The organism is Streptomyces sp. T028, assembly GCF_048159505.1.
Taxonomy (GTDB): Bacteria; Actinomycetota; Actinomycetes; order Streptomycetales; family Streptomycetaceae; genus Streptomyces.
Window position 1 is genome coordinate 144,985 of the sequence record NZ_JBLRVZ010000004.1, and the last position, 23,676, is coordinate 168,660.

The window sequence follows — 23,676 nt, forward strand, 5'->3', positions numbered from 1 at the left end:
GTGCACTGGCATCGGACTACGCCGCCGTGATGCAGCGGAACCCGGTGTCATCATCCTTCATCGTGGAGTTGGCTGCGTTCTCAAGCGCCGGCGCGGCGCGCTCGAACGGGCTGCTGAACGCGGACCCCTTCAACTGGTACCGGTCCGGCCCGTCAGTTCCCGGCGTGGAGCACCACTCCCACACGTTTCCACACAGGTCGAAGACCCCATAAGGGCTTACTCCGGACTGGTAGCGGATGACGGGTGTCGTGCCGCCGATGCCCGACTCTGCGGTATTGCACTTCGCGGCGGTGGGATCACTGCCCCAAGGGTAAGCGCGCCCCTTCGGGCCGCGGGCCGCCTTCTCCCATTGACTGACGGTGGGCAGCGCCTTGCCCGCCCAGCGGGCGTACGCGTCAGCGTCGCGCCACGTCACCCAGACCACGGGATGGTCATGCAGCGCGCTGGGGCAGCGCTGGCCGGTCCAATGCTGCGGGGGCCGGTGCCCTGTGGCGCGGACGAATCGCTCGTAGTCGAGGTTGGTCGTCGGGTAGACGTCGATCCGGTACGCGTCCACCCAGATCGACGTGTCCTCCGGGCCGGAGAGGTAGATGCCTTCCTCGATCAGCACCATGACCTTGCCGTCGACCGGATGTCTTGTTGTGCGCGGGTCGCGGCGCAGGAGCTCCTCGGTTCGCTCGTCGTGCCCCACCGCGGCTTGCTCGGTGAGGAGCTGAGCGAACCGCCACTGGGCGTCGGGGGGCGATGTGGAGAGCAGGGTGTCCAGCGCGGCCTGGTTGTTGGGGTGGGGCTTGATCGACTCGCCCCGCCCCTCCCAGTTCACGAGCTGCCTGGTGCTGATGCCGACCTTGGCGGCGAAGTCCTTGCCGTTCATGCGCAGCGCTTCGCGCAGCAGAGCGACTTCGCGGCCGGTCCACCGTGTGACCCCCGTTGTCACGCTCGTCCCCTATGGCTACAGGGTCTCGCCGGGGATGGACAGGTACGTCTCGCGGAGCACGCTCAGCACGGGGTGTTCGGTTGGCAGTTCCTTGTCGTCGATCGCCGACAGGGCCCGGACCCCGATGCTTGTGTTCGTCGCGAAGACCGCTGCCATGCGTTTGGCCTGGTCGAGGGTGACGGGGGCGGTACGGTGCTCGACGCCGTTGGCGTGCTTCTGGAGGAGGGCCATCGTCACGCCGGGCAGCACAGGTGCCTGCGGCCACACCACGGTTCCGTTGCCGTCGATGAAGGCGACGTTCCAGGTGCCGCCCTCGCTCACGCGACCGTCGCGGCCGACGAACAGGGCGTCGCCGAACCCTGCGCGCTGCGCTGTCCCACGGGCGTGGAGGGCACCGAAGAGACCGACGTGCTTCACCTCGGGCAGGTCGCGCTCGTACGGCACGCTCATGGCGCGCAGCGGTTCCGGGGGCAGGGCGCCGGCACTACGCACGGACACCAGAATGTGGGGCTCGTCGGCGTCGGCCGGGTGTCCCATCTCGACCTTCGGGTCGTAGATCGTGACTCGGACGACGCACGGGCCACTCTGTCCCTCCAGCCCCCGGCGGACGTAGTCGCGAACGAGCACGGTGTCCAGGTCCGCGCCCCACACGGTCTTGCAGTCCCGTACGAGCCGTTCCATGTGCAGCGTCAGGCCCCGGATGCTGCCGTCGCCATCGACGCGCATGGACGTGAAGTGACCGAAGTTGGTCAGGGCCAGGGGGAGCAAGTCGTCTGCGGACACGGGGTTTCCATCAAGAGTTGCCATGCCACCCAGCATGTCAGGACCGTCCGTTCCTGCGGCACCCCAATCAAGGTTACTGACGAGTCAACTTCGTTGATACTTCCTTCCCTCTTCGGTACCGCACGGTGTTCGCTGGTCACCGTGCGAACACGCCTGGTGATCGACGGAACGAGGCGTGCCACCCGACGCAATGGCGCCGCATGCCGCACGCTCCCCCACACCGCCCACCCGGGAGGCCCTCGATGAGCCACGCCACAGCCGTCGCGCCGGCCGCCGCGGAGGCGCTGCCGCAGACGTCGCGCGTCTTCGACGTGGCCTTCACCTCTGACCCAGCCTTTGTCAGCGAGGCACGCCGGATTACCCGCGACTTCCTGGGCCTGTGGAACGTGAAGGGCGAACTGGCCGAGAACATCGTGCTCGCCGTTTCCGAACTGGTGACCAACGCCGTCGAGCACGGGATCGGAGACTTGGGACTCCAGGTCCGATACCCCGACGACGAGTTGCGGATCGAGGTCACTGACGACAACCCGGCTCCGGCCGAACTGCGCTCCGCTGACGACGAGGACGTGTCGGGCCGCGGCCTGTTCCTCGTCGCCGTCCTCGCACGGAAGTGGGGCGTCAGCGAAGACGGCAAGACGACGTGGTGCGTCTTCCGTGTCCCTGCGAGGAGGTCGTGATGGTCGCAGTCTCACGAGAACTCGCCGCAGACCTGAGTCGGCGACGCTCGACCGACGATGTGGGTCCATTACCTGTATCCCCACCTACTTCCGAGACACCGGCAGGGCCATCTGAGGGCCGCAACAGAACGACTCAGCCCCAACGTCGTACTTCTGTTTGGTTACTTGGCCCTGATGGTGATCTGGCCAGCGGGACGTCCCAGGACGTCCTGGCCGAGTCCTGTGCGGCGGTACCGACGTCTCCGAGCTCCCTGAACCATGCTCCTGTAGCTCGCCGCGCCGTGTCTCTCCTGAACGAACCGCCCTTGTCGGCGAGTGGCGGCTCGAAATGCCTCGGCGGCTCCTCTTTGGGGGCCGCCGAGGCGACGCTCAGATTGCCAACTTCGCATCTCACTAATGGAGTTCCCCTTATGCCTCGCACCACGACCTCCGCCACCACAGCTGGCGGTGGGCAAGTGGACGGCGTGTCCAGGCCGGAGGGGTCACTCAGGGAACCGAGCCTTGACCTGAGGACCGTTTTATCCACCCTCGCACCCGGACCATCGCCTCTCGCGGCGCAGGAGACCCTTCACCGCGAAGTGACCAGACTGGTGTTCGCCGAGACTGCCTCCGTCAGCGAAGACCCGGACGAGCGCCACATCCAACTGCTGCTCATGCGCGGTCACTTGATGCGACTACTCGGAGCAGTCGTTCCTGTTAATGCCAACGAGCCTCCTCTGGAAGACGAGCGACTGATCGTACGCGTGCGTGCCCTACTCGACGAAGAGATTCCCGGCGACGACGTGCGTGCGGCGTCCCTGCACCGGCGGATGTCCGAGGTCGGGCGGGAGCTGCTAGCCGTCCTTCCGACTGTCGACGCCTCTGACGACATGGTCAACGCCTGGGGCAGGACTGTGTGCGCTGGGTTCGATTCGACGCGTATCCGCGAAGCCATTCGTGCAGCGAAGTCCTGGGAGCAGGCGGACCTGTACCCGCATCCGCATACCCTCGCGGCGGTCACACGAGCGCTCAGTGCCTACGTCACGACGCTCGTCCCTTACGTCTCGATCCACTTGGAATCGCTCTCCGTCGGGAGTCGCGGGTGGTCCGCCTGTGGTGAGGCGATCGAGCGCTCGCAGGAGGCCCGCGACGTCGCTCCGGGCGAGGGGCTCAAGGCGGCGAGGGAGCACGCATTCCGTCTCGCGGTCCACACCGAGGCACTGCTGCGTTACGCCGAGCGGGACGGTGAGTGACATGGCCAGGTCCTATCGCGTGGCCCACCCTCAGCGGATTCACCGTGGCCCGGCCTCCCCACCGATTTCGGGCTCACCCCGGATAGACGAACCGGCCCCAGGGCGCATTCGACGTGGCTGGCGACAGGCTCGCGCGCACGTGGGCGCTGTCCTCCTCGCTGCCGCTATCAGCCTGCCCACCGTCTGCGTCCTCGCCGAACTCGCCCTGCAGCTCTACGGCGGGTCGTAGCTCACGCCCCCACGAGCCGACCAGCGAAGTGGGCCAGCCCCGATATGACGACGACTGTGTCAGAACACCGAAGGAGTAGGACCATGCCGGCCCCGGACGAGACCATCTCGCCGCCGCTTTCCCCTCAGGAGCGGGAGGCTCTGCTGGGTATCTCCCAGGGAATGACGACCGCTGAGACGGCCTGTGACATGGGAGTGTCCGACAGCACGGTCAAGACGTACATCCTTCGGATCGGTGGAAAGCTCGGGACGTCAGAGCGGGCGGGCATGGTGGACCTCGCCTACCGTCACGGGCACTTGGACGTCCCCGGGCCCGTGGACCACGTGGTCGAGCTGCCGGAGGAGCAGCGCACCATCCTGGCAGGGCTCGCCGGCGGAAAGACCGTCGAGGAGATCGCGGCCGACGAGCAGCGTCCGCTGGACGACGTGCGCAGGGACGCTCGACGCCTGCTGCGGGCACTGGGCGCTTCCTCGGCCGCGCACGCGGTCACGCGAGGGTGGCAGTTCCGTCTCCTGGGACACGCGACCGGCCGTGAAAACTCCGGAGACGTCGTCTCCAAGGCAGGACAGGCATGAACGCCCGCGTCGAACCCGGCAGCCTGCGACCGGGCAGTGGCCACGTTCACCAGCACGCGGGGGACGTGTTCACCTGCGACCGGCGACAGGACTTCGTGCCCAACGTGATCCGTACGCACCGAGGTGGGCGCTGGCGCAGGGTGGACCGGAGTAAGAACGCCGGCGAGTGGGCGAAGTTCGTCCATCGCTCCGAGATGCTCGTGTTCGACGTGGACGATGGTGGGGAGGGCGGCCCCGGCATCGTCACGGGAGTGATCCCGTCCAAGGAAGACGCCACGGCGCGCCTGGCCGCGCTCGCTCCAGTGCCGGGGACGGCCGTGGCCGAGATCGGCACGGACTGCGGCTGGACGGCAGCCTTGCTGGACCACCGCCTCCAGGGCGGCCGGGTAGCGACGGTCGCGGACACTGAACGTCTCGCTGAGATCGCCCGGCAGCGCCTACGCCCCTATCCGCGGGTTCGGGTGGTCAGCGGGTCCGACGCCGGGGCCTTGGGACCGGCGGGCTCGTTCCACGGGCTTCTGTCCCATCGTGCGGTACGCCGTGTGCCGTGGGAGTGGGTCACCCGGGTCCGTCCGGGTGGCCGGCTGTGCCTGCCCGTCCGTACCGCTCTGGGCGGGTCCGGCACGCTGCTCGTGCTGACCGTGGCGCGGGACGGGGCGTCGGCTAGTGGGCGCTTCCACCCCGGACCGGCTCCGCAGACGGTGTGGCTGCGTGAGCACCGCCCTGGTGAGGGCACCGCCGTCGAGTCGCAGGGCAGCCCGAGGGAGTCGGAAGCTCGGGATGCGCGGGAGGCGCACGTACGGCCGGCGGCCCGGTTGTTCGCCGGCCTGCTTCGCCCTGACCTCCGGATGCAGGTCGTGCGCGGCGTTGCGCAGCTCGAAGGCGACGTTGCCGACCGCCTGCGTATTCATGACCACCAGGCGTCTCGGGCCGTGGTCTTCCTCCACTCCCCCCGCATCTACGAGTGGGGGCCGCGCGATCTCGGATCCGATCTGTTCGACGCGCTCGGTCAGTGGCACGCGGCCGGAGAACCAGAGGTTGAGCAGCTGGGCGTAACGATCACGGAGACGGAACACATGCTGTGGCTCGGCGCACCGGATGGTCCGTCGTGGCGTTTGCCCGAACTCCACACGATCACCGGCGGGGTGGAGCGGCATGCGACCTGACCATCCGATGCTCCTCCACCCCTCCGCGGCGATCGCCGAGTTGCAGGCCCGGCCGTCGAGCGCCCGGATGCAGAACTACCTGCTCGGCGGGCGAGACCACTACATCGTCGACCGTGACGAGGCCCTTCGGGCTGCCGACCGCATCCCGTTCCTGGAGAGCGCCGTCCGCCACGAGCGCCTGTACGTGCTCCGGATGGTGCAGGCCCTGGCCATCGCGGGCATCCGCCAACTGGTCGACTTCGGCTGCGGCCTTCCCCACGCCCCGACGCCGGTCGATGTCCTGACGCGCATTCATCCCGACGCCCGCGCCGTGTGCATCGACAACGACGTCCTGGTGCACACCCACGTCGAAGAAATGATGACGGCCAAAGCGCCCGCTGTCGTCGAGAGCCTGTGCGCCGACGTACGCGAGCCCGAGTCGATCCTCGCTTCCAGAGAAGTCCTGGAGACGATCAACTGGCGGGAACCGGTCATCCTTCTCCTCGGCAGCGTGCTCCACCACATCGAGGACACCCCGGCGCAGCCCCTGCCCGTCCTCGTCAACCAGTACAAACACGTCGCCGCCACCGGCAGCGCTCTCGTCGTCACGCACGCCACCGCCGACGTCTCGGGCAAACCCGTGCGCAGATTCGCCAAGACCATGACGGCGGCCGGCTGCCCCGTCCACCTGCGGACGAAGGAACAGATCGCCCGGCTGTTCGACGGCTGGCAACTGACCTCCCCGGGCCTGACCGCGCCGCAGACACTGGCGCTTGAATACCCGGTCCTGCCCCAGGCCGCGTCATACGCCGGCACGGCCCGAAAGGAGCCCGCGCATGGCCGAGCTATGTGATCAGCAGATCGGCGTGATCAAGCCGGTGACCAGCCAACTCCCGATGGTGTTCCGACTAGAATCCGTGGCGTCCGGAAACGGGCACCCGGGCGTCGCGGTCACTGACGCTGGACGTCACGTCTGCACCCCGGAGATCCGCATGCCCAACGCCCACGCGTTCACGCGCGTTCCCGTAAGCCCCTTTGTGGGACGGTTGGCCGATGCCATGCCCTCGTGCCCGGACGCGAGTCGGCGCCAGCCGCATCCCCCTCTGGCAGGCCAGCGGTGAACGGGCAGGCAGCTTCGCGTCGGGGCGGGGACGACATGGTGCAGCGCCACCGGGAACCGGTCGACGTCCATCTCATCCTGCGGCGTGGCGGCGAGGTGCTGCTGAGCCGGCGAGCGGGCGACACCTACGCCTCGGGCCTGCTGCACATGCCCTCCGGGCACCTCGACGGAGACTCCGAGGACGTGGTCACCGGACTGGTCCGGGAAGCCGAGGAAGAACTGGGCATCATCATCCGACCAGCCGATGTCCGCGTCGGGCTGGTGATGCAGCACCGCAGCCCCGCCGGCCATAACCGCACCGGCTGGTTCTTCGAGGTCACCCGGTGGATCGGCGTACCGCGCATCGCCGAACCGGACCGCTGCTCACAGCTCGACTGGTTCGCCCTCCATGACCTGCCCGACGACATGGTGGCGTACTGCCGGGCCGGCCTGGAGGCGTACCGGGACGGGCACTCCTTCGCGCTGCACCTCCAGGAACCCGACGACCCGATCGCCTACGACGCGAACCGCCCAAGCCGTCTGCACCCCTTGGCCGCCCGGGCGCCGGACCCCTACGCCGTACTGGGTGAGCAGCTCGGCACGTTCGCCGAGCAGACCATCGGCCCACTCAAGGGGGCCACGGACGCCTCCTGGGCGCGGGAAGCCTCCCGCGTATGGCGGCTGACCGGACGCGACGGCGGGAGCTGGTTTTTGAAGGTTCACCAGGGGCTCAAGTTCCACCAGCGTGAGGCGGGAGCCCTGAGAGAGTGGGCTCCGTCTCTGGGAGCTGGCCGCGCCCCGCAGCTCATCGCCGCCGATCCGGAAGAGCTTGCCGTGATCGTCAGTGCGCTTCCCGGCCGCGTGCTCCACGGCGCCGACCTGAGCATGGCCGCTTGGGAGTCGGTCTATCGGCAGCTCGGGCAGCTCTTGCGGGCCCTTCACCTCGGGGAGCCCCCGATGATGGCGCAGGCCCTGGGCGGTCTGGCCAAGCTGGATCGGCACCTGGCGGCAGCCGGCGGGCTCCTCGAGCCCGGGGAGGAAGCGCTGGTGCGGTCCCTCGCTCTGCAACTGCCCCGTGTTCCGCCCGTCCCCCATGGTCGTCGCCACGGTGATGTGCAGCGGCGCAACCTGCTGCTCGACGACCACGGGAACCTGGCCCTCATCGACTGGGAACGAGCGGAAATCGGGCCGCTCGTCAGCGACTTCGTGCGCATCGCCGACACCTGGATCGACGCGCCCGAACTCGAAGCCGCCCTGTTCGACGGCTACGGCCGCGCGCTGTCCCCGGACGAGGCCCAAGCGCTCAAGGGTCTGTCGGCCCTCGACGCGCTCAGCGGCATCCAGTACGGCGCCGCGCACGGCGACCCCGAACTCGTCGAGCGCGGGCATCGCACCCTGCACCGGCTCCGGAAGGAGGCACCATGACGACATCCGATCCCACGGCATCGGAGAGGGTGAATGAGGATGCCTGGCGTGAGTACGGGCGCAGGCAGCTCGACCGCGGCTACCAGCCCCCGGAGGCCAACGAGATCGACTGGGGGTTCTGGGGCACCGGCCCCGGCGCCCGCGTCCTCGGCGACGTCGCCGGCTACCGCGTGCTGGACCTCGGCTCCGGGGCCGGAGTCCACGCCGCGCATCTCACCCGCGACCACGCGGCCTTCGTCGACGCCATCGACATTTCCCCCACCCAGCAACAGCGCGCCCGCGACCGGTTCGGCGCCCTGGCAGGCGCGCGGTTCCTGACCGGTGACGCCGTGGCGCACCTGCGCGAGAGCGAACCCTACGACCTCGTCTACTCCGTGCACGGACTGTCTTACATCGACCCGCACCGGCTGCTTCCCGCACTGCGCGACGGGATCCGGCCGCGTGGACGGCTGGTCTTCTCCACCCTGCACACCAACCTGAACGGGCTGGAACCCTCCTCCACCGTCACCGCCCGCCAGGAGGAAGTGCGGCTGGCGAAGACCGCCCCGATCCCGGTGCAGATGTGGATCCTCACCCCCGAGGTCTGGAAGGGGCTGCTGGCCAAGCACGGCTTCGCCGTCGAGTCCGTCGACCTTCTGCACGCCCCGGGTGCCGACAACCCGGTGGTCTGCCAGCTCATCCAGGCCCGCCGTCTTCCGCAAGCCGAGGCGCACAGGGTGGTGGCTCAGGAGCGAAGCCGTCGGCCTCCCCTCGCCCAGGCGGCCCTAGGGGTCGGCGTCATTGTCACCAACCCGGACGGCCATGTGCTGATGGGGCAACACCGCCTGGGCACCTACGAGTTGCCGGGCGGCAAGGTGGACGCATGCGACGGTGCCGGCGAGTCCATCGAGGCCGCCGCGATCCGTGAACTCGCCGAAGAAACCGGCCTCGTGGCACACCCCGAGGACGTCCGGGTGCTCGCCGTGCTCCTGGACGCGAGGCACAACCTCAACCGCCTCACCGCCGCGGTCCTCATCCGCCGCTTCCAGGGCACGCCGACCGCCAAGGAACCGACAGTGGTCGCGGAGTGGCAGTGGCGCCGCGTAAACGATCTGCCCGGCCCGCTGTTCGTGCCCTCCGCCCAGGTCCTCAGCTACTGGCGTCCCGACCTGCCCATCGACCATCCGCCCGCTCACCGCTATCCCGTGCGTTTGTCCCCGTCCGCCCCGGCCGCGCACTGACCACGACGCAAGAAGGAGTCCCGCCGTGACCCCGGCGCTGTTCCGATTCGGCACATACAACGTGTTCAACCTGCAGATACCGACCACGCCCGAACAGAAGCGCCGCTATGAGCTGATCGTCGGCATGATCCGCGCCGCCTTCCAGAACCGCACCGGTGTCCTCGGCGTGCAGGAACTCCTTGGCCCCACCAAGACCGAAGCGCGGCGCCTGCTGCGCATGCTCGCCCAGGACACCGGCCTGATGTGCGAGGCACTCCCGGCCCGCGGCAGGAAGGCGATCCCCGCCCTGGCCAGCCAGTCGCCCGGGGCGAGTGCCCACCGCTTCCACGTCGGCCTGCTGTGGACACCAGACCTCGAACCGGTGCCCGGCAGCCTGCGCACGTACGAGGCCGACAGCGACTTCTGGCACGGCATGGCCATGGCCGACTTCCACACCGACACCCCGTTGCCCACCCGCTGGTGCTCCTACCACGCCTATCCCTTCTGGCCGGATCGGCGACTGCACGAGGCCAGCCGCGTAATCTCGGTTTTCCAGGAGCCCGAAATGGCTGGCGGTGTCGCGGCCGACTGGAACTCGATCAGCGCCGACCGGCGTCCGGACGGCTCGTACTACGACCCCGAGCCCTACCTGGAGCAGAACCACCCCAAGCTCCGCTACCAGGTCAAATTCGACCCCGCCCACCCCGACGCCCCGAAGCTGGCGAACCGGGACGCCGGCGAGTTCCTGCGGCGCGACCCCGGCGGGCTGCGAGACACCGCCGCCGTCCTGGACGTCCCGTGGCAGTGGTCGTGCGGGCACTGGATCGACGCCAAGGGACGCCCCGACGACTTCGGCCCACGCCGGATCGACACCCTCCGCGTCACCAAGAACGTCGCCGTCACCGCCCGCACACATACCACCCACCACGGGCCTGACGCCGAGGCCGCCTCGGACCACCTGCTGGTCACCGCCGACTTCGCCCTGCACGAGCTGGAGGCGACGGCCGCATGAAGGCGTTCATGCATCCCGGACGACGGTGGCGCGCCCAGGGCGCACCCGTCGAGGACAGCGTCCGCCCCCATGTGCTGTGGCTGCCGCCGGCCGAGGTAATCGACTACTTCCGGCAGGTACGCGAGGTCCTCGCCCCGTACGAGGACCTCGTGGCCCCGGTCGCCGACGAGGACCTGCACTGGACCATCCAGGGCGCCATGTCTCACGACTACGCCGACGAGCGTGTCGGCCCCCGCCAACTCAAGGACGCCGCAGACGCCCTTCGCACCGAGCTGGCCGACGAGGAGCCGTTCACGCTCGACATCGGGCCGGTCGCACTCAGCCGCAGCGCGGTCCTCGCCCGCCTCTGGCCCCATGACGTGCCCGCCGATCCGCCGCTGCACCTGAACCTGCGTGTACGGGCTGGTCTGTCGAACGCCGGCCTCGTCCTGCCCGAGGCCGCCGAGGCGTACTTCCCTCATATGTCGGCCGCTTACGGAAAGGTCGACACCCACTACCTCGCTCAGATGGGCCGCGCCGACTCGCTGGCCTCCGCCCTGCTGCGCCGCGCCCGCCATCACGTGACCACCCGCGTTGACTCGGTGTGGCTGGTGATGGAAACCCAGCACCCTGACCGCCACACCTACACGTTCGAACGCGTCCAGGAGGTGCCCTTGGGCCGCAGCGCCAACCGCTCCTGACCAGCCGGCATCCGCCGGCGAACCGCGCGAGGTCCCTCTGCCTGCGCAGTTGTGCAAGAACACCACGTAAGGAACCCCTTTCTATGACCGATGTGACCGTGGACCCCGACGAGGCCACCCAGCTCCGCAACAAGGTCGTCGACCAGCTCAAGGAGGACGGCACGATCGTGTCGCCCGCGGTCGAGGCCGCCATGCGCAAGGTGCCCCGGCACCTTTCCGTGCCCGAGGCGCCGCTCAGCGACGCATACAGCACGTACAACGCCGTGATCACGCAGGAGGACGAGCACGGCAATCACACCAGCTCAGTGTCCGCCCCGCAGATCCAGGCAATGCAGCTGGAACAGGCCGGCATCCGCCCGGGCGACAACGTGCTGGAGATCGGCACCAACGGGCCGAACGCCGCCTACCTCGCGGAGCTGGTCGGGCCCACCGGGCAGGTCACCACCGTCGACATCGACCCCGCGCCCGCCGACCGAGCCAAGCGGTTCCTCAGCGAGACCGGCTACACCAACGTCAACGTCGTGGTCGCCGACGCGGAGGGCGGTGTCGCCAAGTTCGCCCCCTACGACGCGATCGTGGTGACGCTCGGCGCCTGGGACATCCCGCCCGCCTGGATCGACCAGCTCAAGGACGACGGCCGGCTCGTCGTGCCGCTGCGCATCAACGGCCTGACCCGCACGTACGGGTTCATCCGGCACGCCGGCCACCTCGTCGCTGCCAGCGCCCATGTGTGCGGGTTCGTCGCGGTGCAAGGCGCGGGCTCCCACGCCCAGCAGGTCATGCAGCTCCCCGGAGAGGAGGGCGTCACGCTGCGCTTCGACGAGGGCTTGCCCGCCAACCCGTCTCTGCTGGACGGCGTTCTGAACAGCGCCCGCGCCGAGACGTGGACCGGGGTGAGCGTCGCCAGCCAGGAGCCCATCGGCACCCTCCAGATGTACCTGTCCACGCAGGTCCCCACGTTCTGCTTCATGTCCACCAACCCCGAGTTGGCCACCGGCAAGATCGGCCCCACGGGCAACAGCTGGTCCATGGTCGCCATCGACGGGCCGCACTTCGCCTACACCGTCGTGCGCCGCGACACCGAGAAGAAGACCGCAGAGTACGGCGTCCACGCCTTCGGGCCCGACGCGGCCGAGTTCGCTGAGCGAATCGCTGACATCTTCCGCACCTGGAGCGAAAAGGTCCGCGGCGCTGACGGCCCGCGCATCGCCGTCTACCCGGCGGGCACGCCCGATGACCGGATCACCGGCGACCGAATCATCGACAAGAGGCACAGCCGGATTTCGATCTCCTGGCCCACCGCGTAGAACACGGCGCCGGGCCAGGCCGTCCTGAACCATCCCATCGGACAAAGAGAGTGATCGCCATGACCACTGCCGTACTCGACCACCCCACCGCCCCGGCCGACCTGCCGGCCGACGCCCTCGCCGACGACGACTTCGAGCTGGACATCAAGGTCGTCATCTCCGAGAGCCCCCTCACCGTCTTCATGTGCCCCACCAGCGACGGCTGCGGCAACACCTGCGTGAACGGGGCCAGCGCCTGCCAGTCCTCCATCGAGGACGCCGCCTAACACGCGGCATCCGCCGGGGCGGCAGCCGATCATCGCTGCCGCCCCGGCACCCCCCGTCCGCGCACCCCACAACAGGAAGGGGCACCGGTGGCCCAGGGATCACCCCTCACGTATCAGTGGCAGCCCGGCATGCTGCTGCGCGCCTCCACCGCTTCCCGGCCGATCCCCGTGCCGGACTTTGACCTGCACGGCGACGACGTCACGATCCGCGGTCGGCAGTGGCTGGAGGAGGTATGGCACGCCCCGGTGCCCACGGCGCTGTCCGCAGCCAGCCCCGTCCTGTGTCAGCGCGTCGCCGAGATCCTGAACGGCGCCGTCACCGACGGTCGGCGTATCAGGCGGGCTGTCCGGTCTGTTGCCGCGTACCTCCTGCGGTGGAACCACCGGCCCACCCCGTTCGGGGTATTCGCCGGCGTCGCCCCCGCTGAGCCCGCTCAAACCGCCCACATCCTGTGGGGTGAGGGGTACCGGACTGTTCTGCGGCCTGATTCCGACTGGCTGGCGGACGTCATTACCCGCCTGGAGAGCCACCCGGCTCTGCTGGCCCGGCTGACGGTCGTGGCCAACAACACCGGCCGCTCCCGCGGCGACCGGCATGTGGTGGACGGGATGCCGACTGACGCGCACACCTCCGGCTACGCCCCGATCGAGCTGTCAGTCCGCTTGACCCGGCCCGTGGCTGCCGTGCTGGAGAGGGCCCGCGCCCCCATTCCGTACGACAGGCTCGTGCATCAGTTGGCCCGCCAGTTCCCTACGGCGCGCCCAGAACAGCTCACCGGTCTGATCTTCGACCTGTTGAGCAAGAACATTCTGATCAGCAGTCTGTGGCCCCCGATGACCTCGGTCGACACCCTCGCACACCTATGCGACGAGCTGGAGAAAGCTGATGCCTCCAGCATTCCCGACCTCGCCGAATTGACCTCCCAACTCGCCTCGATCCGGGCTGACGTGAACCAGCCCGGCACGGCCGCCCCCTGGACGCCCAGCGACCGGCTGACGCAGAGCATGCAGCGCGTGAGTTCCACCGGGCGCGTCCCCCTCCTCGTGGACGCCGCACTGGACTGCACCGCCTACATCCCCGAAGCCCTCCTGGCCGAAGCCGCCGAAGCCGCCGAGGTCATGCACCAGCTGTCGCCCCATCCGTACGGGTATCTGCAATGGCGCGACTACCACCAGCGGTTCCTCGACCGGTACGGCAACGAGGCCCTCGTGCCTGTACTGGATTTGGTCGCGGACAGCGGTCTCGGCCTGCCCGCGGGCTTCCTGGGCTCCGAGCGCGCCCGCCCGCCGTATCAGGTGACCGCCCGGGACGAGAAGATCCTGCGCCTGCTGCAGGAGGCGATGCTCGAGGGGAGGCGTGAGCTGGTCCTCACCCGGGCGACGATCGCCGACCTGACCGCCGGCCATGCCGAAGCGCTGTTGCCCCTGCCCCGGGCTGAGATCGCCGTGGAGATCCACGCCCCCACTTTGGATGCCGTGCAGTGCGGCGACTACCGGCTGTTGGTCACCGGCTCCCCCCGCCCCGGCAGCAGCATGCTCGGCCGGTTCGCGCACCTGCTCCCGCCGTCCGCACAGACCGCGCTCGCCGACTCTTACGCGACCGCCGGCCCCGGGGCCGTCGCGGCGCAGCTGTCGTTCAGCCCTCGGCGGCGCCGCAACGAGAACATCGTCCGCACTGTGCAGGTCCTGCCCTTCACGATCCCTCTCGGCCAGCACCACGAGTCCGGTCCCGGCGTGATCGCGCTCGACGACCTGGCGGTGACTGCGGATACCCGCCGGTTCTATCTGGTGCGCAGGTCAACGGGGCAGCACGTCGAGCCTCGCGTAACCCATGCGCTGGAAGCGTCCGTCCACACGCCGCCGCTCGCCCGGTTCCTGGCGGAGATCACCACCGCCCGCAGCGCCGCCTACAGGGCGTTCACCTTCGGCGTCGCCGCCACCCTGCCCTACCTGCCACGGGTGCTGTACAAGCGGACTATCCTCGCGCCTGCCCGTTGGCTGCTGTCCGCCGAGGAACTGCCCGGCCGGACCGCCCCCATGGCCGACTGGGACAAGGCCCTGGCCCAATGGCGCGAGCGGCTCTGCGTCCCCGATCACCTTGCTCTGGTCGAGGACGACCAGCAGCTGCCCCTCGACCTCGACCAGCGCATCCACCGGGCGCTGCTGCGCGCCGGGGTGGACCGCAACGGCGTTGTCGAACTGCGCGAAAGCACCACTGCGCAGGACTGGGCATGGATCGGCCGCCCCCACCAGCTCCTGATCCCTCTGGCGAACTCAACCCCCACCACCCCGCCACGCCTTCCGGATCCCACTGCCGCCGCCCCCGGGACGCCCAGCCAGTCCACCGTCCTGTATGCCCGACTATTCGCGCACCCCCAGCGGTACAACGAGATCCTGACCGACCACCTGCCTGATCTGCTCGGCCAGTTCGCCGCCATGCCGCTCTGGTGGTTCCGGCGCCATCGCGACACGGCCCGCCCGGACTCCGACCAGTACCTGGCCCTGTACCTGCTCCTGCCCGGCCCCGACGCGTTCGGACCGGCCGCCCAACTGGTCAACACCTGGGCAGACAGCCTCAACAGCCAACACCTCGCCTCTTGCGTGGAGTTGGCCACCCATCATCCGCAGACGGGCCTGTACAGAGACGGCCCCGCTCTGGACGCCGCGCACAGGGTGTTCACCGCGGACTCGGCCGCCGGCGTGGCGCAGATCCGTGCCGCCGGGGAGGACGCCGCCACCGGGCAGGCCCTGACCGCGGCGAGCATGTTCGACCTGACGGTGCAGTTCTTCGGCGACGCGGACCGAGCCAGCGAGTGGCTGACCCACACCCTGCCCCAGGAACGCGGCCCCCTTCCCCGGGACCGCACCGCGCTCGCCCTGGCCCTGGCCGAGCCCAGTCACGCCACTGTCCTGGACCTGCCAGGCGGCCCGGACGTCGTCGCCGCCTGGCAACAGCGCGCTGCCGCCCTGACCGCCTACCGCCAGCAGCTGGCCCCCGAGCGCGCCCCCGACGACGTGCTGCGGTCGCTGCTGCACCAGCACTGCATCCGAGCCCTGCCGGCAGATTCCGATCACGAACGCGCCACCGGCCGCCTCGCCCGGGCCTGCGCCCTGCGACACCGGGAGCGGCAGGCATGACCATCACAACCAGCCCAGCCCTGCTGATGGACGCCTTCGCCCGTCGCCTCGCCCTCCCCTCCCCGTCCCCCGCGGAACAGCCTTGGGAAGCGCAGGACCTGGCCGCCGGCGCCGCCGGAACCGCGCTCCTGCACATCGAGCGCGCCCGCACCGGACACGGCACATGGCCGCAGGCCCACCAATGGATCAAGACCGCCGTCGCCACCCCCATCAGCGCCGCCGACACCAGCGGCCTGTACCTGGGGGCCCCCGCCGTCGCCCTCATGCTCGACTGCGCCACCGCCCCCGAACAGCCCCACTACCAGGAGGCTCTCTCCGCCGTGGACCGGCACGTAGCCGAACTCGCGCACCGCAGAGCCGACGCGGCTCAGGCACGCATGGACAGCGGGCGTCCGGCCGGCTTCCACGAGTACGACATCTTCTATGGCCTGACGGGGATCGGCGCGTACCTGCTGCGCCGGTCCCCCTCCGGCTCCGCGACACAGCGGGTCCTGGACTGCCTTGTGCGGCTGACCGTTCCCGTCCGGCACGGCGAGGACGGCGTTCTGCCCGGCTGGTGGGTCGCTCACCAACCCGACCTCACGCCGTCCGCTGTCGGTGGCGGCCACGCCAACTTCGGTACAGCCCACGGCATCGGCGGCCCACTACTCCTTCTAGCCCGCGCCCTGCGCGAAGGCGTAACTGTCGACGGCCACGTAGAGGCCATCGACACCATCCTCCACTGGCTCGACACCTGGCGGCAGGACGGACCCTCCGGAACCTGGTGGCCCGAGCACCTCCACCTTGGCGAACTCCGCTCCGGCCGGCCCGCCCAACGCGGCCCGGCCCGGCCCAGCTGGTGCTACGGCACCCCCGGCATCGCCCGCGCCGGACAGCTCGCCGCCCTCTCCCGCCGCGACAGGGCACGCCAGCACCTGTACGAGGACGCCATGGTCCGCTGCCTCACCGACCCCGAACAGCTCGCCAAGATCACCGATGCGGGCCTGTGCCACGGCTGGGCAGGCACCTACCAGACCGCCTTCCGCGCGGCCCACGACGCCGTCACCCCTGCTTTGCCGACCACTCTGCCCGACGTGGCCGCCCAACTGATCCGGCAGGCCCGTCCAGGCACCGGCCCCGGACTCCTGCAAGGCGACGCGGGCACCGCCCTGGCCCTGATCACCGCAGTTAACGACGCAGCGCCAACCTCGGGATGGGACACATGCCTCTTGATCGACTGATCCAGCCCGCCCGCCTGGACGCCACCCTGTACGCCGTGCTGGAGGTCCTGGCCGGAGTCAGCACGGACACGGCCGCAGCCCGAGCCGGACTCGAACCCTCCGATCTGGACGCTGCCGTCACCGTCTACCAGCAGGCCGGACAGCAGGCGCTCGCCCAACAGGCCGGGCCCCCGGCGTGGTGTCAGCTGTACGTCCAGTTCACCGACTGGGACAAGGCCGAGCAGACCGCCGCCGACCACATCGCCCCCATCCTGGACCTGACCCAGCAGGACGGGCAGATCACGAGCTGGTGGTTCATACGAAAACACCCGTGCTGGCGGATGCGGCTGCTGCCGGTTCCCGGAGCGCAGCTGCCTGCGGCACTGGCCGACACGCTGGACGAACTCACCGACGGCGGGAGAATCCACCGCTGGTGGCCCGGCATCTACGAACCCGAGACGGCGGCGTTCGGCGGCCACGCCGGCATGACGATTGCCCATGCCCTGTTCGACGCCGACAGTCGCGCCCTCCTCACCGCATCTCACGGCGAGCTGGGTCGCCGGGAGCTGTCGTTGCTGCTGTGCGCCACGCTGATGCGCGCCGCCGGACTGGAGTGGTTGGAGCAGGGCGACGTCTGGCACCGCGTCACCGGGCAACGGCCCCTCCCTGCGGACGTACCAGCCGACAAGGTCCACACCATGGCCGACACCCTGCGGCACCTGCTCCTTGCCGACACCAGCCCCGCCGGCCCCATGCTTCAGTCGGACCGCTCACTCAAACCCGCCGCCGACTGGGTCAGCGCGTTCCGGCACGCGGGACGAGACCTCGGCGCAGCCAACCGCGACGGCACCCTCGGCCGTGGCCTGCGCGAGGTCATCGCCTATCACGTGATCTTCCACTGGAACCGGCTCGGCCTGCCCGCTCGCACCCAGAGCATCCTCGCGCACGCGGCGCGTACCGCGATCCTGCACCAGGACGTCTCCGAGGAAAGGCCCACACCGTGACCGCCTCACCCCCGCCGGCCCGACTCCAGGGGTTCGCCCGGCGATGGCCTCTGGTCAGCCGGTCCCACCTCGTCTACCCCAGCTTCGCCACCCGGGTCGAGGAAGTGCACACCTGCGCGGAGAAGTCGGCGCAGGACGGGCCGCTCCTCGACCGGATCAACCTTGCGTGCGCCACCTGGAACCTGTCCGCCCTGATCGCCTCCGACTGCGGCCTGACCGACCTGGCCACCGACCTGTGCCTGCGCCAACTCCGCCTCTTCCAGGCCGCATGGCCCGTCACCGGGGATACCGCCATCGCCGCTCTCCAGCCGATCATCAACCTCGTACGCCTGACCGCCCGCGCGGGAGACCCGCACGCCGCCTATCAGCAGCTGATGGGCGTGCACCGCGCCGCACACGACGGCGGCACCGTGACCGTCCACGGCCATCCCATCGACCTCACGGGCTTCACCACCCACGCGACCCTGGACAACATCCAGCCCTGGCTGAACGCTCTCCTCCTCGAAGACGGCACCCGGTTCCTCGTCGCCACCGGCCAATGGCCCCCAGCAGCCGCGCACGCGATCGCCTACGACACGGCCCCCGACCGGCTGCACGACGGCAGGCAAGCGCGCGTCATCGTGAGCCTGCACTCGGCCGACCCGGACACAGCCAACTCCCTGATCGAAACGGCCACGACCACCGAACCGTGGGAGAAAGCCGTCGCTCAACTCCTGCGCCGCTACGCCGACTGCCTGACGGGCCGCGTCACGTCGGAGGGCTTCAGCGCTGTGGCACACGCCGTGCAAAGTGCCCTGGTGCCGGCCCCGCCGCACCTGCGCATGTTCCGGGTGAAGCTGGTCCTGGCGGCGATCGATCTGGCATCGCACGGCTGCGAGGCCGAGGTGCACGCCCTGCACAACACGATCGTCAGCGACACCGTTCAGGCCGGCGACGCCTACGCCGCGCGCGAGATCCTCCGCCACCCGTCTCCACCGGCCAGCGGGCGGTCACGCCATGAGCTGGAGGAGATCGTCCGCGCCGGCGGCCTCGGCCGGGGAGCCCTGCCGGACTCGGTGCAGTCCACGCTCATGCAGGCTGTCCACACAGCTGGAGCGAGCCTCACCCAGTGCCTCACTGTGGAGGAAGGAGTATCACCGGATGCGATACGCCCCGGCGTCAGCTGATGCAACGCGCCAACGGTCCGCTGGCCTGAGAGGCGCGCTGCGCACCCATCACGCGATCGCCGTCTTCGACGGTGCCTGAGTGCCTCCGACGAGCAGGAGGCTGCGGCACTGACTGTGCCAAGTCGCCTGTACATACAGGCGGAAGCCGCCGACGCGCCTCCCCGCCAGCCCACCTCGCAACCCTCTAACCTCACTCGGATGGAGACCACCGTGACGCCCGCTCCCGACCCCGCCGTATGGGGCGAAGACCTCGTGAACCGCCTCGTCGACAGCGGCCACCTGCGCACCCCGGAGATCGTCGCCGCTTTCCGGAGCATCGAGCGCCACCGGTTCCTCCCCGGTGTCGACCCTCAAGACGCCTGCGTCGACGACGCCGTGGCCATCAAGCACGACGAGACGGGCGCGATGATCTCCTGCATTTCCGCCCCCTCGATCGTCGCCACCCAGCTCGAACAACTGGACGCGCGGCCCGGCCACAAGATCCTCGAAGCCGGGGCCGGCACCGGCTACAACGCGGCGCTCCTCGGCCGGCTCGTAACGCCCGGCGGCCACGTGTGGACCGTGGACGTCGACCAGGACCTCGTCGACGGCGCTCAGAAGAACCTCGCGCAGGCTGGGGCCACGAACGTGCAGGTCGTGCTGGGCGACGGCGCAGCCGGCCTTACCGAGCACGCCCCCTACGACCGCGTGCAGTTCACGGTCGGCGCCGGAGACATCCCCCCAACGATTCTCGACCAGCTCGCCCCCGATGGGCGCCTGGTCATCCCCATGCGGATTCGCGGCAGCATCTCCCGCAGCCTGGCCTTTGAACGCGACGGCCAGACCTGGAGGACCGTCTCCACCGAGATGATGACGTTCGTCCCCCTCCGCAAGGGCGTCTGCAACGACATCCGCACCATGGTCGACATGTCAGGCGAAGGCGACGTCCGCCTGGAAACCTACACCGACCAGAACGTCGACCGCGAGGCAATCCGCACCGCACTGGACCAGCCCCCAGCCGAGATCTACACCAGCGTGAAGTTCCGCAAGGGCGACTCCTACCAGTGGCTCTACCTGTATCTGGCATACGTGCTGCCGAACGGCCTGTCCCGGATGCCCGGATCCCGCCCCGGTCTCATCCCGAACTTCGGCTGGGGCTCTATGGCCGCACTCGACAACGAGACCCTGGCCTATCTCACCAAGCGGGAAGGCGAAGACGAGGAAGGTACGTTCTGGCAGATCGGCGTTATCGGCCACGGTCCGCGTGCCGCCGAGCTTGCCGGCCAGGTCGCCACCGCGATCGGCGAATGGGACCAAAGCTGGGGCAACAATGCGCCCGCCCCCGTTCTCCGTATGGCCGTCGGTGACGCCCGCGACCAACTGCAGGTCTCCGAGCCACGCTTCGTTATCGACAAGACCCACAGCCGTCTCGTTGTTGACTGGCCGCGCAGGAACTGAACCCACGACCCCGCGATAGCAAGTCGAACGCCGTTAATCCGTCGATTCGGGACGCCTGAGATGCCCCTGGATAAACGTCAGTTGGATGATTCTCGGCGTGGGCGGTCTACGTCCCGGAGCCCGCAGCGCAGCGGAAATTCCGTTCTGGGCGCGATCACCCTGCTCATCATGCATCTTTCACAGGATTCTGGTCGGAGACCGTCGAATACTGTGCTGGTTTACCTATAAACTCAACGAAGGCCGGAAACGGTCACCCGGGCGTCGCGGACATGACGCAAGACGACAAGTCTGCACACCCGGAGGAGATCGTGCCCGCCCTGTTTTCCGCTTTTCCCGGCATTGCGGCCTGCTTCGGCCGTACCCGGATGATCGCGGCCACAACCTGCGCGGGCACCCCGTCCATAAGGTGCGCGAACGCCTCAAGTCCCGCAGCCACGTGGGCCGTCGTCGCGAGCCCGATTGACCCTGCGGGACTCCTCGGAAGCATGCCCCCGGCAGAAAGCCACTTCCGTGAGCATCAACGTCTCCTTGGTCCTCGTGCTGGCCGTGATGGTGTGGTTGCTGATCCGCAAGGGTGGCCTCAAGGCCGGCCACGCAGTAGCGGCCGTGCTCCTGGGCTTCTACCTCCACGACAGCTCCCTCGCTCCGTCGATCAGCCGCATCGTGCAGAGCGCGGCAGAGGCGCTCAGCGATATCCACATATAGACCGGCTGCCGGGACACCCTCGTGGGCCCCGACCGTACGCCGCTTCCCCCGTCGGCTGCGCTCTGGTGCTTGTGCCCCGGCAGTCACTCCTCAACGGGTCCCGGTCCGGACACGACAGCGCTCGAAGCCGGAGCCGGTGGGTGTTAAACCTGCCGCCGGCCTTAACCGAGCCGCGCGGACGAAGGCAGCGCTGCCTTCTCGCCTCGACCCAACCTGCCCGCCGGGACGTGGGCTCCCTCCGTGCCCGGGGGCATGCGCCTCATCCCGGCGGCCCCCTTCTTGCCCTTTGTCCACGTCACGTGGCTGGCGCTCCCTTCTGGCCGTCCGTCTTCGAGGTTTCCGATGTCTGATGCTTCACGCCCGTCTCGTTCTGCTCGGCGGCGGCACGGCAGACCACCTGGCCAGAGTCTTGCCTCCGCACGGGGTCTGCGGTCGCGGATACGGCTGATCGCTGTGCTGCCGGCCGTTGTCTCGATGCTGGTGCTGTCCGCTGCCGAGTACACAGTCCGTACTCAGGCTCTGGAGTCCGTTGGCATCGCATTGATGTGGTCCGCGGCAGCCGCCGGAGGTCTGATCGTGGTGGCGGTCGCATGGCGTGTCGGTGATGTGACCGCCCGCGAAGTGCACCGCCAGCGTGCAGCGAACACGGATGCGGTGGAGCAGTGGATCGCCCGGCTGCTGGTGGTGGCAGCCGACGGCGGCAAGGTCATTCGCCAGACCATGGACCGGCTTCAGCGCGGTGAGTGGCCTGCCCTGCATGAACTCCCCGTGCCCCCGGACGAGCGGGACCGTTTCGCCGTTCTGGAGTACGAGCTGCACCGGTCCGTACGGGACGCGCAGGCGTTGGTCCTGGGCGCTTCCGCCCAGCAGGAAAAGCGCGCGCATCTGACGCTCGGGCGGCGGATGTTGACGCTGCTCAACCAGATGCTGACGACGTTCGACGAGCTGGAACGCGAGATCGAGGACCCTGACGTCCTGCGCCCTCTGTGGCGGTTGGATCACATGGCGACGCGTGCTCGCCGTTTCGCCGAGAGCATCGCCGTGGTGGGCGGTTCGGTGCCACGGCGCTCCGACAAACCGACCTCGCTGTCCGACGTGATCAGCCACGCGATCGCCGAGGTGGAGCAGTACCCGCGCGTGAAACTGGCGTCGCCGGTCGAGGGCGAGATCCACGGCCGAGCGGCAGCCGGCCTGATTCATCTGCTGGCCGAACTCATCGACAACGCAACGAACTTCTCGCCGCCCGACACACCGGTGCTGATCCGGGTCGTCCGGGTGTCGGCCGGGATCGCCATCGAAGTCGATGATCACGGACGGCTGATGCCCGATCGCACCCGGGAACAGCTGAACGGGCTGCTGTCCGACGTGTCACGGCACAACGTCGGCGAGTACGTGCACGACGGACGCATCGGGATGTGGGTGGTGGCCACCCACGCCAGCCGGATTGGTCTCCAGGTCAGGCTGCAGACCAACGTCTACCACTCCAACCAAGCGGTCGTTGTCATTCCGTTCGACCTGCTGCACCGCACGACCGCCGCCGGGGAAGAGCCGGGACAGGCTGTCCCTGCGTCCAGCCATCCCGCACCGGGTGTTCAAGGTGCGCGACCACCAGGCCGAGGCGATGACCATCGCCGGGGCTCCGGCTCGGGCGGGCTTGCGCCCTCCGCGCGACCTGTGCGCGGGGCGCTGCCACACGCAGTGGCTGCCCCCGGGCAGGGAACGCCCCCTCTGCCCCAGCGCAGGACCGCTCCCCAGCCCGTATCTCCGCAGCCGTCCTCCAAAGCCCGGGCGAGCATGCCCATCGCGGGAGACGAGACTCCTCCGCCGCTGGCGGTCCGTGACCCCTCGCGCTCCTATCTGGCGGCGGGGCTGCGCAGGGGCGTCCCGAGCCGCGCAGAGCCTGCTCGGCCACCTGACGGCGGACTGCTGGCGCGGATCGCCGCGGGGCGCCGGCGCGCAGACCAGCACGGCTCCGCCGGTGATCACCCATCCCTTGACCATTCCGAATCCCCCCATGCCTTGGAGGCATCCGATGAAGCCCGACACCCCGGCGAATGACCTGACGTGGCTGCTGAAGGACTTCGTCGAAAAGACGTCCGGAGCGCAGAGCGCGCTGGTGACGTCCCGAGACGGTTTGAAGGTGGGCTACTTCAGCAGCCGCGAGGAAGCCGAGCCGGACACCCTCAGCGCGATCGCGAGCGGGATGCACTCGCTGGCCATCGGCGCCACCGTCGAGCTCCAGGTCACCGGCGGCGTCCGTCAGGTCACCGTGGAGCTGGACGAGGGCTATCTGTTCATCATGGCGGCCGGGGCAGGCGCCTTGCTCAGCGTCCTGGCCGACAGCAGCACGGACGTCGAGCAGATCTCCTACGAGACGGCGCTGCTGGTCAAGCGCATGCCCGAGCACCTCTCCGTGGCACTTCGCACCCAGGGCGCCGCCGGCGGCCAGCCGGTCCTGTGA

21 protein-coding genes are annotated in these 23,676 nt (G+C 69.3%); 19 read left to right on the plus strand and 2 right to left on the minus strand.

The window, feature by feature from the left end:
* Positions 1-16: 16 nt before the first annotated feature.
* The gene (locus ACLZN2_RS04025; protein ID WP_416976934.1) at positions 17-874 is read right to left on the minus strand and encodes a formylglycine-generating enzyme family protein; all 858 of its coding nucleotides are present in this window, start codon (positions 872-874) and stop codon (positions 17-19) included.
* 78 nt (positions 875-952) lie between these two features.
* The gene (locus tag ACLZN2_RS04030; RefSeq protein ID WP_416976935.1) at positions 953-1,744 is read right to left on the minus strand and encodes an aminotransferase class IV family protein; all 792 of its coding nucleotides are present in this window, start codon (positions 1,742-1,744) and stop codon (positions 953-955) included.
* 218 nt (positions 1,745-1,962) lie between these two features.
* Between ACLZN2_RS04030 and ACLZN2_RS04035 the strand changes: the two genes are divergently transcribed.
* From ACLZN2_RS04035 to ACLZN2_RS04125, 19 genes are all read left to right on the plus strand, one after another.
* Positions 1,963-2,397, plus strand: a complete 435-nt coding sequence (locus tag ACLZN2_RS04035; protein ID WP_416976936.1) for an ATP-binding protein — start codon at positions 1,963-1,965, stop codon at positions 2,395-2,397.
* 578 nt (positions 2,398-2,975) lie between these two features.
* The gene (locus ACLZN2_RS04040; RefSeq protein ID WP_416976937.1) at positions 2,976-3,629 is read left to right on the plus strand and encodes a DUF6415 family natural product biosynthesis protein; all 654 of its coding nucleotides are present in this window, start codon (positions 2,976-2,978) and stop codon (positions 3,627-3,629) included.
* Between the two features lie 312 nt (positions 3,630-3,941).
* Positions 3,942-4,433, plus strand: coding sequence for a response regulator transcription factor (locus ACLZN2_RS04045; RefSeq protein WP_416976938.1), 492 nt, complete (start codon positions 3,942-3,944; stop codon positions 4,431-4,433).
* A complete protein-coding gene (locus ACLZN2_RS04050) occupies positions 4,430-5,599 on the plus strand; it encodes a methyltransferase (RefSeq protein ID WP_416976939.1) in 1,170 nt (389 codons plus the stop codon). Before ACLZN2_RS04045 ends, ACLZN2_RS04050 begins: the two co-directional genes overlap by 4 nt.
* Positions 5,589-6,431, plus strand: coding sequence for an SAM-dependent methyltransferase (locus ACLZN2_RS04055; protein WP_416976940.1), 843 nt, complete (start codon positions 5,589-5,591; stop codon positions 6,429-6,431). Before ACLZN2_RS04050 ends, ACLZN2_RS04055 begins: the two co-directional genes overlap by 11 nt.
* Before the next feature lie 303 nt (positions 6,432-6,734).
* Positions 6,735-8,102 (plus strand): phosphotransferase, encoded by a 1,368-nt coding sequence (locus ACLZN2_RS04060; protein ID WP_416976941.1) that lies wholly within the window; start codon positions 6,735-6,737, stop codon positions 8,100-8,102.
* The gene (locus tag ACLZN2_RS04065) at positions 8,099-9,322 is read left to right on the plus strand and encodes a bifunctional class I SAM-dependent methyltransferase/NUDIX hydrolase (protein ID WP_416976942.1); all 1,224 of its coding nucleotides are present in this window, start codon (positions 8,099-8,101) and stop codon (positions 9,320-9,322) included. Before ACLZN2_RS04060 ends, ACLZN2_RS04065 begins: the two co-directional genes overlap by 4 nt.
* 25 nt (positions 9,323-9,347) lie before the next feature.
* Positions 9,348-10,313 (plus strand): hypothetical protein, encoded by a 966-nt coding sequence (locus ACLZN2_RS04070; protein WP_416976943.1) that lies wholly within the window; start codon positions 9,348-9,350, stop codon positions 10,311-10,313.
* A gap of 8 nt (positions 10,314-10,321) precedes the next feature.
* Positions 10,322-10,993, plus strand: coding sequence for a 2'-5' RNA ligase family protein (locus ACLZN2_RS04075; RefSeq protein ID WP_416976944.1), 672 nt, complete (start codon positions 10,322-10,324; stop codon positions 10,991-10,993).
* An 83-nt stretch (positions 10,994-11,076) separates the two neighbouring features.
* Entirely contained in the window at positions 11,077-12,300 is a 1,224-nt protein-coding gene (gene fxlM / locus ACLZN2_RS04080; RefSeq protein ID WP_416976945.1) for a methyltransferase, FxLD system, read from the plus strand.
* 59 nt (positions 12,301-12,359) lie between these two features.
* Positions 12,360-12,566 carry an FxLD family lanthipeptide gene (locus ACLZN2_RS04085; RefSeq protein ID WP_416976946.1) on the plus strand — a complete coding sequence of 69 codons (207 nt, stop codon included), beginning with the start codon at positions 12,360-12,362 and terminating at the stop codon, positions 12,564-12,566.
* Positions 12,567-12,653: 87 nt separating this feature from the next.
* Positions 12,654-15,704: a lantibiotic dehydratase gene (locus ACLZN2_RS04090; protein WP_416976947.1), complete on the plus strand. Its 3,051-nt coding sequence runs from the start codon at positions 12,654-12,656 to the stop codon at positions 15,702-15,704.
* Entirely contained in the window at positions 15,701-16,924 is a 1,224-nt protein-coding gene (locus tag ACLZN2_RS04095) for a lanthionine synthetase C family protein (protein ID WP_416976948.1), read from the plus strand. The genes ACLZN2_RS04090 and ACLZN2_RS04095 overlap by 4 nt, the downstream gene beginning before the upstream one ends.
* The gene (locus ACLZN2_RS04100; protein WP_416976949.1) at positions 16,906-17,907 is read left to right on the plus strand and encodes a thiopeptide-type bacteriocin biosynthesis protein; all 1,002 of its coding nucleotides are present in this window, start codon (positions 16,906-16,908) and stop codon (positions 17,905-17,907) included. Before ACLZN2_RS04095 ends, ACLZN2_RS04100 begins: the two co-directional genes overlap by 19 nt.
* On the plus strand, positions 17,904-19,073 hold the full coding sequence (locus tag ACLZN2_RS04105; protein ID WP_416976950.1) for a hypothetical protein: 1,170 nt from the start codon (positions 17,904-17,906) through the stop codon (positions 19,071-19,073). Before ACLZN2_RS04100 ends, ACLZN2_RS04105 begins: the two co-directional genes overlap by 4 nt.
* 198 nt (positions 19,074-19,271) lie before the next feature.
* Positions 19,272-20,510: a methyltransferase, FxLD system gene (fxlM, locus tag ACLZN2_RS04110; RefSeq protein ID WP_416976951.1), complete on the plus strand. Its 1,239-nt coding sequence runs from the start codon at positions 19,272-19,274 to the stop codon at positions 20,508-20,510.
* A 510-nt stretch (positions 20,511-21,020) separates the two neighbouring features.
* Positions 21,021-21,215: a hypothetical protein gene (locus tag ACLZN2_RS04115; RefSeq protein WP_416976952.1), complete on the plus strand. Its 195-nt coding sequence runs from the start codon at positions 21,021-21,023 to the stop codon at positions 21,213-21,215.
* 474 nt (positions 21,216-21,689) lie between these two features.
* Positions 21,690-23,273, plus strand: coding sequence for an ATP-binding protein (locus tag ACLZN2_RS04120; protein WP_416976953.1), 1,584 nt, complete (start codon positions 21,690-21,692; stop codon positions 23,271-23,273).
* Complete coding sequence (locus tag ACLZN2_RS04125; protein WP_416976954.1) at positions 23,248-23,676, plus strand: roadblock/LC7 domain-containing protein; 429 nt, start codon at positions 23,248-23,250, stop codon at positions 23,674-23,676. Before ACLZN2_RS04120 ends, ACLZN2_RS04125 begins: the two co-directional genes overlap by 26 nt.